Origin of the sequence: Pseudomonas sp. MPFS (genome assembly GCF_022537035.1) — a bacterium.
In the GTDB taxonomy this organism is placed as follows: Bacteria; Pseudomonadota; Gammaproteobacteria; order Pseudomonadales; family Pseudomonadaceae; genus Aquipseudomonas; species Aquipseudomonas sessilinigenes.
Window position 1 is genome coordinate 2,156,663 of the sequence record NZ_CP066123.1, and the last position, 14,465, is coordinate 2,171,127.

At 56.1% G+C, this 14,465-nt stretch carries 18 protein-coding genes and 1 pseudogene; 10 read left to right on the forward strand and 9 right to left on the reverse strand.

Annotated elements, in window-relative coordinates; genetic code table 11:
* Positions 1 to 16 precede the first annotated feature (16 nt).
* Complete coding sequence (gene queF / locus I9018_RS10045; RefSeq protein ID WP_241109331.1) at positions 17 to 847, forward strand: NADPH-dependent 7-cyano-7-deazaguanine reductase QueF; 831 nt, start codon at positions 17 to 19, stop codon at positions 845 to 847.
* 55 nt (positions 848 to 902) lie between these two features.
* Here the strand turns inward: queF and I9018_RS10050 are convergent, their stop codons facing one another.
* Together I9018_RS10050 and I9018_RS10055 are read right to left on the reverse strand one after the other, a co-directional pair.
* Positions 903 to 1,166 (reverse strand): DUF4404 family protein, encoded by a 264-nt coding sequence (locus tag I9018_RS10050; RefSeq protein WP_241109332.1) that lies wholly within the window; start codon positions 1,164 to 1,166, stop codon positions 903 to 905.
* 124 nt (positions 1,167 to 1,290) lie between these two features.
* On the reverse strand, positions 1,291 to 1,911 hold the full coding sequence (locus I9018_RS10055; protein WP_068587820.1) for a phosphatase: 621 nt from the start codon (positions 1,909 to 1,911) through the stop codon (positions 1,291 to 1,293).
* A 192-nt stretch (positions 1,912 to 2,103) separates the two neighbouring features.
* Here I9018_RS10055 and I9018_RS10060 point away from each other — a divergent pair, with 192 nt between their 5' ends.
* A complete protein-coding gene (locus I9018_RS10060) occupies positions 2,104 to 2,790 on the forward strand; it encodes a VacJ family lipoprotein (protein WP_068587818.1) in 687 nt (228 codons plus the stop codon).
* Between the two features lie 67 nt (positions 2,791 to 2,857).
* Here the strand turns inward: I9018_RS10060 and I9018_RS10065 are convergent, their stop codons facing one another.
* Positions 2,858 to 3,154 carry a PilZ domain-containing protein gene (locus tag I9018_RS10065; RefSeq protein WP_241109333.1) on the reverse strand — a complete coding sequence of 99 codons (297 nt, stop codon included), beginning with the start codon at positions 3,152 to 3,154 and terminating at the stop codon, positions 2,858 to 2,860.
* Between the two features lie 273 nt (positions 3,155 to 3,427).
* Here I9018_RS10065 and rssB point away from each other — a divergent pair, with 273 nt between their 5' ends.
* Together rssB and rssC are read left to right on the forward strand one after the other, a co-directional pair.
* Positions 3,428 to 4,609: a two-component system response regulator RssB gene (rssB, locus tag I9018_RS10070; RefSeq protein ID WP_068587897.1), complete on the forward strand. Its 1,182-nt coding sequence runs from the start codon at positions 3,428 to 3,430 to the stop codon at positions 4,607 to 4,609.
* Entirely contained in the window at positions 4,609 to 5,091 is a 483-nt protein-coding gene (gene rssC / locus I9018_RS10075; RefSeq protein WP_068587814.1) for an anti-sigma factor antagonist RssC, read from the forward strand. The genes rssB and rssC overlap by 1 nt, the downstream gene beginning before the upstream one ends.
* A 70-nt stretch (positions 5,092 to 5,161) precedes the next feature.
* Here the strand turns inward: rssC and tal are convergent, their stop codons facing one another.
* Both tal and dusA read right to left on the reverse strand, forming a co-directional pair.
* Positions 5,162 to 6,088 (reverse strand): transaldolase, encoded by a 927-nt coding sequence (tal, locus tag I9018_RS10080; RefSeq protein ID WP_068587812.1) that lies wholly within the window; start codon positions 6,086 to 6,088, stop codon positions 5,162 to 5,164.
* 178 nt (positions 6,089 to 6,266) lie between these two features.
* On the reverse strand, positions 6,267 to 7,286 hold the full coding sequence (gene dusA / locus I9018_RS10085; protein WP_241109334.1) for a tRNA dihydrouridine(20/20a) synthase DusA: 1,020 nt from the start codon (positions 7,284 to 7,286) through the stop codon (positions 6,267 to 6,269).
* A 102-nt stretch (positions 7,287 to 7,388) separates the two neighbouring features.
* Between dusA and I9018_RS10090 the strand changes: the two genes are divergently transcribed.
* The 3 genes from I9018_RS10090 to I9018_RS10100 are packed head-to-tail and all read left to right on the forward strand — an operon-like array spanning position 7,389 to position 10,513.
* The gene (locus I9018_RS10090; RefSeq protein WP_241109335.1) at positions 7,389 to 8,489 is read left to right on the forward strand and encodes a site-specific integrase; all 1,101 of its coding nucleotides are present in this window, start codon (positions 7,389 to 7,391) and stop codon (positions 8,487 to 8,489) included.
* Positions 8,490 to 8,541: 52 nt separating this feature from the next.
* Positions 8,542 to 9,453 (forward strand): endonuclease/exonuclease/phosphatase family protein, encoded by a 912-nt coding sequence (locus I9018_RS10095; RefSeq protein WP_241109336.1) that lies wholly within the window; start codon positions 8,542 to 8,544, stop codon positions 9,451 to 9,453.
* A 1-nt stretch (position 9,454) separates the two neighbouring features.
* A complete protein-coding gene (locus I9018_RS10100; protein ID WP_241109337.1) occupies positions 9,455 to 10,513 on the forward strand; it encodes a hypothetical protein in 1,059 nt (352 codons plus the stop codon).
* Between the two features lie 59 nt (positions 10,514 to 10,572).
* On the opposite strand, the gene I9018_RS10105 is transcribed toward I9018_RS10100, so the two are convergent.
* The 4 genes from I9018_RS10105 to I9018_RS10120 form a co-directional block, all read right to left on the reverse strand.
* The gene (locus I9018_RS10105) at positions 10,573 to 10,842 is read right to left on the reverse strand and encodes a pyocin activator PrtN family protein (protein ID WP_241109338.1); all 270 of its coding nucleotides are present in this window, start codon (positions 10,840 to 10,842) and stop codon (positions 10,573 to 10,575) included.
* Positions 10,839 to 11,447: a hypothetical protein gene (locus I9018_RS10110; RefSeq protein WP_241109339.1), complete on the reverse strand. Its 609-nt coding sequence runs from the start codon at positions 11,445 to 11,447 to the stop codon at positions 10,839 to 10,841. Before I9018_RS10110 ends, I9018_RS10105 begins: the two co-directional genes overlap by 4 nt.
* 103 nt (positions 11,448 to 11,550) lie before the next feature.
* Positions 11,551 to 12,189 carry a helix-turn-helix domain-containing protein gene (locus I9018_RS10115; protein ID WP_241109340.1) on the reverse strand — a complete coding sequence of 213 codons (639 nt, stop codon included), beginning with the start codon at positions 12,187 to 12,189 and terminating at the stop codon, positions 11,551 to 11,553.
* A 167-nt stretch (positions 12,190 to 12,356) separates the two neighbouring features.
* The gene (locus I9018_RS10120) at positions 12,357 to 12,767 is read right to left on the reverse strand and encodes a GNAT family N-acetyltransferase (RefSeq protein ID WP_241109341.1); all 411 of its coding nucleotides are present in this window, start codon (positions 12,765 to 12,767) and stop codon (positions 12,357 to 12,359) included.
* Positions 12,768 to 12,930: 163 nt separating this feature from the next.
* Between I9018_RS10120 and I9018_RS10125 the strand changes: the two are divergent.
* The 3 genes and pseudogenes from I9018_RS10125 to I9018_RS10130 all read left to right on the forward strand — a co-directional run bounded on the left by I9018_RS10125 (position 12,931) and on the right by I9018_RS10130 (position 14,174).
* Positions 12,931 to 13,578: pseudogene (locus I9018_RS10125) on the forward strand (glycoside hydrolase family 19 protein).
* A gap of 195 nt (positions 13,579 to 13,773) precedes the next feature.
* Positions 13,774 to 13,899, forward strand: a complete 126-nt coding sequence (locus tag I9018_RS32715) for a hypothetical protein (protein WP_277398118.1) — start codon at positions 13,774 to 13,776, stop codon at positions 13,897 to 13,899.
* Positions 13,896 to 14,174, forward strand: a complete 279-nt coding sequence (locus I9018_RS10130) for a hypothetical protein (protein ID WP_241109342.1) — start codon at positions 13,896 to 13,898, stop codon at positions 14,172 to 14,174. The genes I9018_RS32715 and I9018_RS10130 overlap by 4 nt, the downstream gene beginning before the upstream one ends.
* Positions 14,175 to 14,465 lie beyond the last annotated feature (291 nt).

Below are 14,465 nucleotides of genomic sequence, written 5' to 3' on the forward strand. Positions count from 1 at the left end.
CAGTCAGGTTTCCGCCATGCATCCCGCAGCCGAACATTCGCCGCTGGGCAAATCCAGTGAATACATCTCCACCTACACACCCTCGTTGCTGTTCCCGATTCCTCGGGCAGCGAAATGGGCCGAGCTGGGCTTGAGCGCCGAGACCCTGCCTTACAAGGGGGTGGATTTCTGGAACTGCTTCGAGCTGTCCTGGTTGCTGCCTTCGGGCAAGCCGGTGGTGGCCATCGGCGAGTTCAGTATTCCCGCCGACTCGCCGAACATCATCGAGTCCAAGTCCTTCAAGCTGTACCTCAACTCGCTGAACCAGACGCCGTTCGCCGACCGGGCCACGCTCGAAGCGACCCTGGGCAAGGATCTTTCGGCTGCCGCGGGCAAGCCGGTGGGCGTGCGGGTCCGCAGCTTGGGCGAGGTCCAGGAGCAAGGGTTGGTGGCGCTGCCGGGCGTGTGCATCGACGACCTGGATATCAGCGTCGACAGCTATGAGCATCCGCGTCCCGAGCTGCTGCGCTGCGACAGCTCGCAGGTGGTGGAGGAAAGCTTGCACAGCCATCTGCTCAAGTCCAACTGCCCGGTGACCAGCCAGCCGGACTGGGGCAGCGTGGTGGTGCAATACCGTGGTGCGGCCCTGGATCACGCCAGCCTGCTGGCTTACCTGGTGAGCTTCCGCCAGCACTCGGACTTCCATGAGCAGTGCGTGGAACGGATCTTCCTCGACCTGCAGCGCCTGCTCCAGCCGGAGAAGCTCACTGTCTACGCGCGCTACGTGCGCCGCGGCGGGTTGGATATCAACCCTTACCGCAGTACCGAAACGATGGATTTCACCAACCAGCGCCTGGTACGCCAATAAACGAAAAGCCCCGCCATCATGGCGGGGCTTTCGCTTGAGCTTGATCGTTGGTCGATCAGATGGCGATGTTGCCCAGGGTCTGGACGATGTTGCGCAGGGTTCCGGCAATGGCGGGATGTTCCAGTTCGAACCGCTCCACAGCCAGGTTGACACCATCGGCGAGGCTGGCGTCATGGGTGCTGCTCTCCAGCTTGAGCTGCACTTCGATCTGTTGCATCAGCTCCTGCAGGTTCTCGCGTTCGGCGGGCGAAAGCGGTGGGTTCTGTTCCAATTGCTCGCGCAGGGTGTCGAGTTGTTCTTGCAGTTCGCGGGCAGGCATGGCGTTCTCCCTTCATTGATAGGCACAGGGATGGACCGCGAGCCAGGGTCAAAGGTCCATGCCCCCAGGATTTAGAGTAATCCACTCGCCAACGCCGTGCATGATCCTGATCAACGGGCTTATGTCAGGGTTTTTCACCCTTGAGCCGGCGCAGCTCGATATCCGCCAGGCAAGTATTCAGGTCGCCCAGGTGATCGATCACCGAGTGCACGCCCAAACCGAAGAGTTGCATCGTCGCCTTGCCCCGCTTGAGCTCGCGCTCCTGCTGGTCCAGTGCCTGCCATTCACTGGGCGTCATGCCGCACAGGGAGCCGCAGGATGCCAGGCCGATGGTCCAGAGCCCGGCATTGAGCCCCGATTGCAGCAGGTGTGGTTCACCGCTGACCAGGACGCAACCGTCCAGGCCTTTGACCTTGAGTGCCATCAGTGCTTGCCAGCAAGCATCCGGGGCGGGCCAGGGATTACAGGCGTTCGGCGCTGGGTGGATCCATTCCGGCAGGGAGGCGCTCAGGTGGCGGGCCTGGGCCGGGGAGAGCTGCTCGAGCCAGGCGCAGGGAATGCCTCGCTGGCGCAGGTGGTGCAGGGTGTCCAGCGCGCCAGGGGTGGCCAGGGCTTGTTCGGCTGTAGGTTGCATGGAGGATTGCAGGCGCAGGCGGGCGCCGAAGTCCACCAGGCAGCCGCTGAGCCCGAAAAGCACTGCTGTCAGGGGGCGATGGGGGAGGCCCGAAGGCTCGGCGTGGGGCATGGCAGCGTCCTTGAAATACTCTCCAAAACTAGTTGGAGAACATGACATGCAGGTTACAGGGAGGTGAACGCCCCGGCCGATTTGCTCGGGTCGCTTGCGTCGGTACTGCCTAAACGGCTTCTTCCGCTTTATACTCCTGAGCCTAACCTCTGGGCATGCCCCACGAGAGAACAAGCCAAGGAGTTTCCCGCGATGCGCTGGAGCCGTTATCTAGTTCCACTATGTATGAGTGCCGGTGTGACACTGGCTCCCCTGGTCGCCCAGGCAGCCGAGGAAGATCCGTGGGAAAGCGTCAACCGCCCCATCTTCACGTTCAACGATACCGTGGATACCTATGCCTTGAAGCCATTGGCCCAGGGCTACCAGGCCGTTACGCCACAGTTTCTGGAAGATGGCATCCACAACATGTTTCGCAACATTGGTGATGTCGGCAACCTGGTCAACGATATCCTCCAGGCCAAGCCCAATGCCGCGGGTGTCGACACCGCACGGCTGTTGATGAACACCACCCTGGGCGTGGCTGGCTTCTTCGATGTGGGTACCAAGATGGGCCTGCAGCGCAATGATGAAGATTTCGGCCAGACGCTCGGCCATTGGGGGGTCGGCAGTGGCCCCTACGTGATGCTGCCGTTGCTGGGGCCTAGCACCTTGCGCGATGCGCCGGCCAAGTATGTCGACAGCTACACCGCTCCTTATCGCTACATCAACGATATCCCGGCCCGTAACATCACCATGGGCGTGAATGTGGTCGATACCCGTGCCAGCCTGCTGGCGGCGGACAAGTTGATTCGTGGCGACAAGTACACCTTCATTCGCAATGCGTATCTGCAGAACCGCGAATTCAAGGTCAAGGACGGCAAGGTCGAAGACGATTTTTAAGCTTGCGTAGTTCTTGCTGGAAACAAAAAAGGCGGCCATTGGGCCGCCTTTTTCATTGAGCAGAGGTTCACTTCATTTTAAGGATTGTAAGGCCAAGTTTCTGGCCGCTCTCAAATGGCTTGACCCATACCACTTCGGTGTCCGCTTCAAGGCCGCTGAGCGCCGCATGCTCCGAATCGATGCGTACGCTTAATTGATCGCCGACCTGGAACGAGCGAGGCGCCTGGACCTGCATGCCGCTGCTGGAAAGATCGATGCAAACGGCTTCGATCACCTGCCCTTGGTGAATCAGCGTGATTTCGGCATCCACCCGCATCCGGATGTAATCGCGCTTTTCACTGTAGTCACGCTGGTTCTGATTCATGGCTCCATCCTACGATTGAGTTGCGGTTCCAGGGGTTTTTATAACTCTCGGTGATTTGCCGTGTAAAGACGTCAAGCGACCATCGGCATGAGCTTGAAACGCCCCGCGGATGGGAGTACCGTCTGCGCCTTAGAAGGGCACCTCTGATGCTCGGGCGTGCAGGACTCAAGGTCCTGGCCCTGCTCGGAGTGGCTAGAAAGCGAATCCAGTAGCGTGCGTCGGGCCTTGGGCCATGCCACCTACGCCAACCTAATTCTGGCGCCGTTTGCCCACATGCAAAAAACCAGTGCCACGCTGCTGATAATCGATGACGACGAAGTAGTACGCGCGAGTCTCGCGGCCTATTTGGAAGACAGTGGCTTCAGCGTACTGCAGGCCGCCAATGGCCAGCAGGGTCTCCAGGTATTCGAGCGTGACAAACCCGATCTGGTGATCTGCGATCTGCGCATGCCGCAGATGGGCGGTCTCGAGCTTATCCGTCAAGTGACCGAGCTGTCGCCGCAAACCCCGGTGATCGTGGTGTCGGGCGCGGGCGTGATGAACGACGCGGTCGAGGCCTTGCGCCTAGGTGCTGCCGACTACCTGATCAAGCCCTTGGAAGACTTGGCGGTACTTGAGCATTCGGTACGTCGCGCCCTGGACCGTGCGCGCCTGCTCCTGGAGAACCAGCGTTACCGGGAAAAACTCGAAGCGGCCAACCGGGAGCTGGAGGCGAGTCTCAATCTGCTCCAGGAGGACCAGAACGCAGGTCGCCAGGTGCAGATGAACATGCTGCCCACCAGTCCCTGGTCGATCGATGCCTTCCATTTCGCACACCAGATCATCCCGTCGTTGTACCTGTCGGGGGATTTCGTCGATTACTTCCGTGTCGACGAACGTCGGGTGGCGTTCTATCTGGCAGATGTTTCTGGTCATGGCGCATCTTCGGCTTTCGTCACGGTACTGCTGAAGTTCATGACCACGCGCCTGTTGTTCGAATCCAAGCGCAATGGCACGCTACCGGAGTTCAAGCCCTCGGAAGTCCTGGGCCATATCAACCGCGGCCTTATCAGCTGTAAGCTGGGTAAACACGTCACGATGGTCGGTGGAGTCATCGACGAGGAGACAGGTTTGTTGACCTATAGCATTGGCGGGCATTTGCCGTTGCCGGTGTTGTATACACCAAGCAGCGTACGTTACCTGGAAGGACGTGGCTTGCCTGTAGGGCTGTTCAACGAGGCAACCTACGAGGACCACGTCCTGGAGTTGCCGCCGGTGTTCAGCCTGACGTTAATGTCCGATGGCATCCTGGACCTTTTGTCCGAGCCTACACTCAAAGAGAAAGAAGCAGCCTTGCCTGAACGGGTGAAGGCAGCGGGCGGCAGCCTGGATGGCCTGCGGCAAGTTTTTGGATTGGCCACGCTAGGGGAGATGCCGGATGATATCGCCCTGTTAGTGTTGAGCAGGAACCTTTGATGAGTACCGGTAGAATCCAGTTCGCCGAGCAGGACGGCACCTTTGTCCTGAAATTCGTCGGTGAAGTGCGCCTGACCCTCTGTTCGGCGCTGGATGCGACTATTGAGCGGATCTTCACTGCGCTGAACTTCTCGGCGATCGTGATCGATCTGACGGAAACCCGCAGTATCGACAGCACCACGCTGGGCTTGCTGGCCAAGTTGTCGATTCTTTCTCGGCAGAAGGTCGGCCTGCTGCCCACCGTCGTCACCACCCACGAAGACATTACCCGGCTCTTGCAGTCCATGGGTTTCGATCAGGTGTTCAATATCGTTGATCGCCCGATCCCCTGTCCTGAGTGCCTGACCGACCTACCGTCCCAGGATCAATCGGAGGAGGTAGTGCGGATCAAGGTCCTGGAGGCCCACAAGATTCTGATGGGGCTCAATGACTCCAATCGTGAAGCCTTCCATGATCTGGTGAACGCCCTGGAGCGCCACTGATCGATAGAAATGCCGGGTATAAAAAAGGGCGAACCATCAAGGTTCGCCCTTTTTTATACATGCTGCCCGATCAGAGCTTGGCGCTGAGCAGGGCCTCGAGTTTTTCCTGGTCGCGAGCGAATTGACGGATGCCTTCCGCCAGTTTCTCGGTGGCCATCGCATCCTCGTTCGACGCCCAGCGGAACTGCGCTTCGTTGAGGCTCTGGCGTGCTTCGCCGGTCTTGCTCGGGCTCAGCTTGCGCTCCAGCTTGCCAGTATCGGCCGCTAGTTTTTCGATCAGGTCCGGGCTGATGGTCAGGCGGTCGCAGCCTGCCAGTTGCTCGATCTGATTCAGGTTGCGGAAGCTGGCGCCCATGACCACTGTCTTGTAGTCATTGGCCTTGTAGTAGTTGTAGATTCGAGTCACCGACTGCACGCCTGGGTCGTCCGCGTTGGTGTAGTCGTTTCCAGTCGCCTTCTTGTACCAATCGTAGATCCGGCCCACGAACGGCGAAATCAGGAACACCCCGGCATCGGCGCAAGCCACGGCCTGGGCAAAGGAGAACAGCAGGGTCAGGTTGGTCTGGATGCCTTCGCGCTCCAGTTGCTCGGCAGCACGGATACCTTCCCAGGTAGAAGCGATCTTGATCAGCACTCGATCGCGGCCCACACCGGCTGTTTCGTACAGGTCGATCAAGCGATGAGCGCGCTTGAGCATGGCCGTGGTGTCGAAAGACAGGCGAGCATCGACTTCGGTGGAAATACGGCCCGGGATGACCTTGAGGATTTCCTGGCCGACGGCCACACCGAAACGATCGCTGGCCAGGCCAACATCGCCTTTGCAATCACTGACGCTGGCGTTGAGCAGTTCGGCATAGCCTGGAATAGCCGCAGCCTTGAGCAGCAGCGATGGGTTGGTGGTGGCGTCTACTGGCTTGACTCGGGCAATTGCGTCGAAGTCTCCGGTATCGGCCACGACGGTGGTGATTTTCTTCAGTTGTTCCAGCTTGGAAGTCATGAGCGTGCTCTGTCCTATGGGTCCGATGACATTACCCGAGCGCCGACGAGCGCTCAAGGGCGCGAAATACTTGCAGAAGCCCCAAAGGCTACGGCCGGAACATGGCCGTTTGAAGGTTGGGGCGCTATCCAGATAAATACGATGCCAAAAGCTGGATCAGGTTCAATTGAACCGATACCTAGCGTCCTTCGAGCAGTTGGCCGGCCTGGTCCAGCAGGGCAAGCGGATCTTTGCTCTTGTGGATGTCCACTGACAATAGCTGACGAAACTTGCGTGCCCCTGGAAAACCGGTGCCCAGCCCCAGGATATGGCGGGTGATGTGATGCATGGCGCCACCGCTGGCCAAATGCTCGGCAATGTAAGGTCGCAGTTGCGCCAACGCTTCGGCGCGGGAAATCACCGGTGCTGTGCTGTTGAACAGCTGTTGGTCCACTTCGGCCAGCAGATAGGGGTTGTGGTACGCCTCACGGCCCAACATCACCCCATCGAAGGTCCGCAGATGCTCATGGCAGGACTCGAGGGTCTTGATGCCACCGTTGAGGATGATCTCCAACTGCTCAAAGTCAGCCTTCAATTGCGCCGCCACGTCATAGCGCAGGGGCGGGATTTCCCGATTTTCCTTGGGTGACAGGCCTTCGAGGATCGCGATCCGGGCATGCACGGTAAAACTGGTACAGCCCGCTTCGTGGACCTGCCCTACGAAATCACGCAATTGCTCATAGCTGTCTCGCCCGTTGATGCCGATCCGGTGCTTGACCGTCACCGGGATCGATACCGCATCGCGCATCGCCTTCACGCAATCGGCCACCAGGGCCGGATGCCCCATTAGGCACGCACCGATCATGTTGTTCTGCACCCGGTCGCTGGGGCAGCCCACATTGAGGTTGACCTCGTCATACCCGTGCTCCTGGGCCATGCGCGCGCAGGCGGCCAGGTCCGAAGGCGTACTGCCCCCCAGCTGCAAGGCCAGGGGATGCTCCGACTGGTGGTAGCGCAGGAAGCGCTCATGATCGCCGTTGAGCAAGGCCCCCGTGGTGACCATTTCGGTGTAGAGCAGGGTGTGCTTGGAGAGAAGGCGCAGGAAGTGACGGCAATGGCGGTCCGTCCAATCCATCATCGGTGCTACGGAGAAGCGTCGAGATGGATCGGAGCGGGATGAGCTAGTGTTTACGGGCGCTTCAGGTTTTTCGGAATTCATTGAGACTGATCTTTTATACAGCGGTTTAAACCCGTTTTACCTTGTTTTTCAAGGTTAGTTGCTACAATGTAGCAAGCGAATTCGGCAATGTAGCAACTGGAAATGGGCACGATCACAGCACGTAAGCGCAAGGACAACTCGACAGCCTACACGGCGCAAATTCGGATCAATCGGGATGGCAAGACAGTTTATCAGGAAAGCCAAACCTTCGACCGTAAGCAGGTCGCTCAGGCCTGGATCAAGCGCCGTGAAACTGAGCTAGCCCAGCCAGGTGCTATTGAGCGGGCCAGCAGGAAGGGGATGACGATCAGAAGGATGATCGAGCAGTACCTGGATGAGTACGAGAAGATCCGCCCGCTGGGGAAGACAAAGCGTGCCACCTTGAATGCAATCAAGGATACCTGGTTGGGCGATCTCGACGACTCTGCGCTCACCAGTCAGAAGCTGGTGGAGTTTGCTCAGTGGCGTATGGGGCAGGGGGGGGGTGTGCAGGCGCAGACGGTCGGTAACGACCTGTCGCACCTGGGTGCAGTGTTGTCCGTAGCTCGGCCTGCCTGGGGTTATGTGGTGGACCCGCTGGCTATGCCTGACGCCCGTAAAGTGCTGCGCAAACTTGGTATGGTCAGCAAGAGCAAGGAGCGTAATCGCCGGCCGACGCTGGAGGAGCTGGACAAGCTCATGGTGCATTTCACTGAAATACTAACGCGCCGTCCGGATTCAATCCCCATGCCAAAGCTGGTCGCCTTTGCCATTTTTTCAACTAGACGGCAGGAGGAGATAACACGGATTCGTTGGAGCGATCTCGATGAGTCTCGACAAGCCGTCCTCGTACGCGACATGAAAAATCCAAGACAGAAAATCGGCAACGATGTGTGGTGCCATTTGCCAGACGAGGCGTGGGCAATCCTGCAAAGTATGCCCAGAACTGAGAAGGAGATTTTCCCCTACAACGCTAAGTCGGTATCTGCGTCATTCACCCGGGCGTGCCCAATGGTCGGCATCGATGACTTGCACTTTCATGACCTACGACACGAGGGGGTGAGTCGTCTCTTCGAGATGGACTGGGACATTCCTCGGGTTTCGAGCGCCTCGGGGCATCGAGATTGGAACTCTTTGCGACGATACACTCATCTGCGTAGGCGGGGTGATAAATATACAGAATGGTCATGGCTAGAAAAAGTTATTGCGGAAGGCTATAACTAGGTAGTGCTTTCGCTGTAGGGGAATTTGCCCTGTAACTTGTTGAGGGTGGTAAATGGACTTAAAAATTGCATGGTGGAATACTGGGATGTCTCCGCCAACAACCAGGAAAAGCGCTCAAGGCAAGAGGCAGTCTGAAGGTTTTTTAACTGTACTTCGGCATTTGCTTGTTGAGGATGAAGTTGATTTGCTAGGGCTGTGTGAGGTTAGTCCGAAGGAAATTTCAGCGATAACTATGCTCTTAAGTGGCCTCGAAAAGGATTTTAAAGTCATTTCTCTTTACAGTATTGAAGGTAATAGAATTCAAGATTTTTGTGCAATAATAAATGAGAGCAAGATTCAGTACTTGGAGCATCATTTTGTTGGCAGGAAAGATGAAGCCGGGGTTTATTATAAGGTTGGTGTTAAAGTTAAATTTATAATTTCTGATGGGGCGATTTTTAATGTTTATTTGTCGCACTGGCAAAGTCGACGTACGGTGTCGGATAAGCCTCATAGAGCTGAGTTAGGCAGCGCCTTGCGAGCATCAATAAATACGGTGTTCGAAATGGATGGAGAGAATTCCCACGTTGTGCTCATGGGGGATTACAATGATGATCCGTACGAAGACTCAATGACCCATCACCTTAAAGCGACTCGTGATAAGAGTTTTGTTTTAGCGAATAAGGCAATTTTGTATAATCCTTTTTGGAGAGAAATGGGTGCTTTGATCCCATACGCGCATGCTGATCGGCCATTATGGGACTATCCCTATGGCACTTGCTATTTTAAGCAAAATAAAGAAATGACTTACTGGAAAACGTTTGATCAAATTCTGTTTTCTTCATCGTTTTTTGGTGATGGAAGTTGGCATCTTTCGGAGGGGGAGACCAAAATATACTCTATGGTTGAATTTGGATGTTATTTCGATAAATGGAGTGTTGTTTCTGATCATTTGCCCGTTGCAACCAAGCTCATGAGGGTTTGATATGTTTGATTTTGTGGGTGCGTTCAAGCGAGGTGTAAAGGCTGCAAAAGAGCTGAATAAGCATCAGTCAGAAATTGACGAGGTCTTTTCCGAGCTTTCAAGAAAATTTTTAGATGCAACAAATGGCGAGTTTGTTATAGAGCGGGCTAACTCGTTAGCCTCAGAGTTTTCGACAGCTATAGATCTTTTAACTGAGGTCTCGCCAGGGTCGAAAACAAAATCTAGTGGCGGGATTTATATTTGCTCAACAGTTGAATCTAGTCGGAGGATAAAAGTCGCCAATTGGATTAAGCATTCCAAAGGTTTTGTTTTTGTACTCCAATTTGAGCAGCGTGAGATTATTTCAAAGAGCAAGGCAGAACTGGGTGCTGCATTGGAGGAGCTCTTGAGCTCGCCAGTTTTAGGGAAAGCATATTTGAGTTTGCGGGACTCAACTCAAGCTGACCTTAAAGAAAAAAGCGGTGTCTCTGGTCGTCCATTGAGATTGATAAAAGGAGCTGAAGTAGCAGAGGCGAAGTCTGGGGTTGCACTGGTGGGAATGAAGCCGGCGGTAGCCAGGGTGGCGGCTAAGTTAGTAGCGAAGTCTACAGCAGCTAAACCAGCGGTTAAGGTAGCAGCGAAACCTGCGGCAGCTAAGCCAGCGGCTAAAGCGGCAGCGAAACCTGCGAGAGCTAAGCCAGCGGCTAAAGCAGTAGCGAAACCTGCGGCAGCTAAGCCAACGGCTAAAGCGGCAGCAAAACCTGCGGGAGCTAAGCCAGCGGCTAAAGCAGCGGCGAAACCTGCGGCAGCTAAGCCAACGGCTAAAGCGGCAGCAAAACCTGCGGGAGCTAAGCCAGCGGCTAAAGCAGCGGCGAAACCTGCGGCAGCTAAGCCAGCGGCTAAAGCGGCAGCGAAACCTGCGGCAGCTAAGCCAGCGGCTAAAGCAGCAGCGAAACCTGCGGCACCAATGGTGAGGCCTGCGGTTCCAGCTGTGCCAAATCCTGATTCGCTCAATGGGGGCGCGAACGAGGTGAAGTCCGGAGCCCCTCAGGGTGCAGCCAACCCAGGCCTTCTGAATTGAGCGATCTTGCTGGGCATAACTTTTTTGTTGCCAATTCCAAAAGGGGCATAAGCCCCTATTCATGCTGCTCGCCCCATGAGTTGATTTTGTTCTTTAGCGGCTTTTGCTCTCTGACGGTCGATGTAGTCGGCCAGATCTTTAAGGTGAATGCCCAAAGCTGCTTTTTGAGTGTCGGCTCCCAGGCGTACAACCGGGATGTCGATTTCACCATCAAGTCTCTTGCGTTTGAATTTTTCCACAGTTAAATGCATGTAATCCGAGCACACTCGATCTAGTGGAATGACAGCCTGTCCATCGTACTGAGCCATTAGTAGAAACAAAGTGTTCATGCTGCCTCCTCGGCCAGTTCGCCTGCTTCGCGCTGCTGGTGCTGCTCGTAAGCGTCGCGCAAGGCTTCCCGCAGGTGCGGATAGCCCTCGGTGTCCGCCTCGTGCGGGAAAGTAACGGTGCTGGTTTCCAGCTCGGCCCAGAAACTGCCGTGGTTGTTCAGCCATTCGATCAGGCGGGTATCGAGCGAATCGGCATTCAGCGCGGCGCTCGCCGTGGCGGTGTGGAAAACTCTGTAAGCCAGTTCCCGGGCCTGTGGAATGAGCGAGGCGGCTTTTGCGTGGGCATCTTCGGCCTTGAGTGCTTTGAACGTCTTCGTGGCCAGCTCCAGTGCTTGGGCCATGCGGATCAGGGTTTGTTGATCGTCCACGGTGAAGGGCTGGGCCTTGAGCTGCTGTTGCTGGGCCTGGTGTTCGGCCGCCTGGGCCGCTAGTAATTGGCAACGCTCGACGGTTCGCGCCAGGTCGTTGCTCAAGGCGTGGTTGCGGTCCCGATAGTCGGCCGTGGCGCTTGCCAAGGCGCGCAGGAAGGCCCTGCGGATGAAGTAGGCCAAGGCTAAGCCGCTGAGTAGGGCGCCTGCGAGCATGATCATGTGTTGGGCTTGCATGTGCTGTGATCCTCGATAGAGCCCGCTGCCGGATGTGTAACTTGGTGAGAGGACGGCGGCGGGGTGTTGAGCTTGCCCCTGGGCGGCAGGGGTTACCGTTTAATCAAGCTGCTGCTTGGCTGGCCTGGGCGTCGAGATAGACCGCCAGGTCATACAGGTAGACCACCCATGGGGCGCGGGCCGAGTGGTGAATCCGTTTGATCGTCAACTTGATGCGGCCCCTATCGGCATCCAGCACGACGCTGGCGTAGCGATGCCCTTTGAAGAGGGCAAACTCGTCCATGACCAAGCGCCTGGGGCGGGCTGCAGGCAGCGCATCCAGTTCCATCTGTAGAGCCCGTCGCTCCAGTAGTCGCACGCTATCCCAGTGCAATCCGAATAGCTGAGCCACATGCAAGGTAGGCAGTCGTCGACAGGTCTGGATGACGGTTTCAGCCAAGCGGCGTGTCATCCGGGAGTAGCGGTCAAGCCAGCTGACCCCCTCCATTCGTTTGCCGCAGGCGGCACATCCAACTCGCCTGAGCTCGACGTTCAGCCGCACCGGTTGTCCAAGGATGGGCAGGTCTCGGATGAAGCGCTGACAGTATTCATGGGTGGTTGTGCTGGGCTCGTTGCAGCCGCTGCAGATGGGAAAGCGAGTGCTCAGAGGGACGAGATCGATCTGTAAAGCGCCACCCTCAGGTTTGATGGCGACCACAGAAAAACCCTCCCAAAACGGAAGGAACGTATTAACATCGCGCATAAGAACGCCGGTTTTTTAGATGTGTTTGTTCGCACTAACATCATCTATCAAATCGGCGTTCTTGTTTCTGTGTTTCCCGGGATTCCGTGAAGAACCTTTTTATTGGAGGAGCGCGCTGTCGTTGTTGGCACTGACGTGAATGGCCTGGATGCTGTTAGCGTATTTGCTCAAACATTCACTTTCATTATGTTGCTGAATTCTCTTTCTTCAAATAATGAAAAACCCATTTTTTCATATAGGCCTATTGCGCTATTGTTATTTTTTTTGACTTCAAGCGCGCATCTTTTGAAGCCGCGCGAACGAGTGATTGACAGTACTGCCTCAACTAGGTTTGAGGCTATATTCCTGCCTCTAAAATCTGAATTAACTAGCATTAAGGTTATGAATGATTCTTCTTTTTGAACGTCGTTACAGTAGAACGCAATAAATCCACCGTTGCATCCCTCTATAGAATGAGTTATCAATTCGGCTTTTTCTAGTAATTTTTTCCAGTACGAATCTAGATCTTGAAATGAAATGAAATCTCCATTTTGTAATTCTTGTTCTTCTTTAACCATTTTCAATAATGAGTTAAACATTTCGATTCTTTCACTCTGCAGGCGGCTTGCTAAAATTTGGCGCCGAACTAGAAAACACGTTTCGACTTCTGAGTCAATGACTGTCAGTCTGTTCCGTGAGATCAGCTGCGTGCATGACTCTCAGTCGCATGAAACACCGCCACCTTGATACCTGGAGAAGCGAATGCCTCCCATTACCGAGCAGTTGCTGCAGATCCTCCCCAAAGCCCGCCCAGTCGCGGACGTTTTTTTGCCTGCGATAAACCGGGCAATGGCCCGCTTTAAGATCGACAGCCGGGTGCGCCAGACGGCGTTCCTGGCTCAGGTCAGGCATGATCGGGCCACCTGCACAACTTGGTGGAGAACCTGAACTACAGCGTCGAGGCATTGCTGGCGAAGTTCAGTCGCGCTCGAATCAGCGAAGCCGATGCCAAGGCCTGTGGTCGCACCGCCGAGTGCCCGGCCAATCAGCAATCCATCGCCAATTGCGTCTACGGTGGCGCCTGGGGGCGGCGAAGAACCGCGGGAACAAGAAACCAGGAGACAGCTGGATGTACCGAGGCCATGGACCGATTCAGATTACCAGCCTCGCGAACCACATCCTGTGCGGCGCCGCCCTAGACCTTGACCAGGTCAATCACCCTGGGTTGCTCGAGCAGTTGGAGCATGTCGCCATATCTGCCGCCTGATGGTGGGCGAAGCACGGGCTGAACGAACTGGCCGACGCCGGCCGCATCCAGGACATCGGCAGCATTATTAACTCCGGCAAGCCAGGTCGGGAGTCGCTGAGCGCAAAGCGCTGTATGACCGGGCGCTGCAGGTGTTGACGTGATCGGTAAGTCGGCGGGCCTCAGGATTTGGCTGGCGCTCGTTGTACGGGTTTCCCTGGTAGGGATGGGTTCTATGGCTGGCAGCGGGGCACTATCGCCTGCTGCTCGACAATTCCAACGCGTAACTGGTCAAGGGGCTTAAGCTTGGCGCGCTGGTCCTGGCCGGAAACGAATGCTAGGCCCGGGTAGAGCTGGCGGTGGAAGAGGCAACTGCCCGGGGGCAGGATGACTTCGCCTCGGCAAACCGCCTGCAGCAGGAGCGCACCGGCGGTGACCAGTGTGCGGCGACCGCCTCGATCATCGACAAGGAGCCTGGTCTGTGAACTACAAAGTCGACAGCAAAATATTCCGGAGTCTATTCCTGGTATTGATCGTCGCGGCGCTGAACGGATGCGCGAGCCAGGTAGAGCCAGAAATCCGCACTGTGCGCGTTGAGGTGCCAGTGCAGGTGCTGTGCCAGGTGCCAGATGTCGCCGTGCTACCGTGGGCTGCCGCCGGGCTGAAGAAGGGTGAAAGCCTGGAGGTGAAAGTGAGGGCGTTACTCGCTGAGCGCCGACAGTGGATCGGGTACGAGATGCAGTTTGTGCAGCGGTTTTGACCTGCCAATGATCGGAGCACCAGAGGGCCCCTATATAAAGGAGGCGATGACTCCGTATTGCTACAGAGAAACACCCCTAGTGCCAGTCCGGAGTGTCGCCTTTCATCCCGCCTAAAAAATGATCAAATCGCTGGTCATCCTGCCTTCATTGCTGAATTTTTGCTTTAGCAAATTTCCAAGCGTCCTTTGGGTCCCGTAAACGCTGGGCCTTCCTGATTAATCGTCCAATCCATCATCGGCGCAACGCTAAACCGCCGAGACAGCGTAGGGCTTGAGTTTACTGGGGCTGTA

Coding starts and splice junctions, on each gene's coding strand:
- queF (WP_241109331.1), top strand. CDS start 17: ATGCATCCCGCAGCCGAACATTCGCCGCTGGGCAAATCCAGTGAATAC.
- I9018_RS10050 (WP_241109332.1), bottom strand. CDS start 1,166: ATGCCTGCCCGCGAACTGCAAGAACAACTCGACACCCTGCGCGAGCAA.
- I9018_RS10055 (WP_068587820.1), bottom strand. CDS start 1,911: ATGCCCCACGCCGAGCCTTCGGGCCTCCCCCATCGCCCCCTGACAGCA.
- I9018_RS10060 (WP_068587818.1), top strand. CDS start 2,104: ATGCGCTGGAGCCGTTATCTAGTTCCACTATGTATGAGTGCCGGTGTG.
- I9018_RS10065 (WP_241109333.1), bottom strand. CDS start 3,154: ATGAATCAGAACCAGCGTGACTACAGTGAAAAGCGCGATTACATCCGG.
- rssB (WP_068587897.1), top strand. CDS start 3,428: ATGCAAAAAACCAGTGCCACGCTGCTGATAATCGATGACGACGAAGTA.
- rssC (WP_068587814.1), top strand. CDS start 4,609: ATGAGTACCGGTAGAATCCAGTTCGCCGAGCAGGACGGCACCTTTGTC.
- tal (WP_068587812.1), bottom strand. CDS start 6,088: ATGACTTCCAAGCTGGAACAACTGAAGAAAATCACCACCGTCGTGGCC.
- dusA (WP_241109334.1), bottom strand. CDS start 7,286: ATGAATTCCGAAAAACCTGAAGCGCCCGTAAACACTAGCTCATCCCGC.
- I9018_RS10090 (WP_241109335.1), top strand. CDS start 7,389: ATGGGCACGATCACAGCACGTAAGCGCAAGGACAACTCGACAGCCTAC.
- I9018_RS10095 (WP_241109336.1), top strand. CDS start 8,542: ATGGACTTAAAAATTGCATGGTGGAATACTGGGATGTCTCCGCCAACA.
- I9018_RS10100 (WP_241109337.1), top strand. CDS start 9,455: ATGTTTGATTTTGTGGGTGCGTTCAAGCGAGGTGTAAAGGCTGCAAAA.
- I9018_RS10105 (WP_241109338.1), bottom strand. CDS start 10,842: ATGAACACTTTGTTTCTACTAATGGCTCAGTACGATGGACAGGCTGTC.
- I9018_RS10110 (WP_241109339.1), bottom strand. CDS start 11,447: ATGCAAGCCCAACACATGATCATGCTCGCAGGCGCCCTACTCAGCGGC.
- I9018_RS10115 (WP_241109340.1), bottom strand. CDS start 12,189: ATGCGCGATGTTAATACGTTCCTTCCGTTTTGGGAGGGTTTTTCTGTG.
- I9018_RS10120 (WP_241109341.1), bottom strand. CDS start 12,767: ATGTTTAACTCATTATTGAAAATGGTTAAAGAAGAACAAGAATTACAA.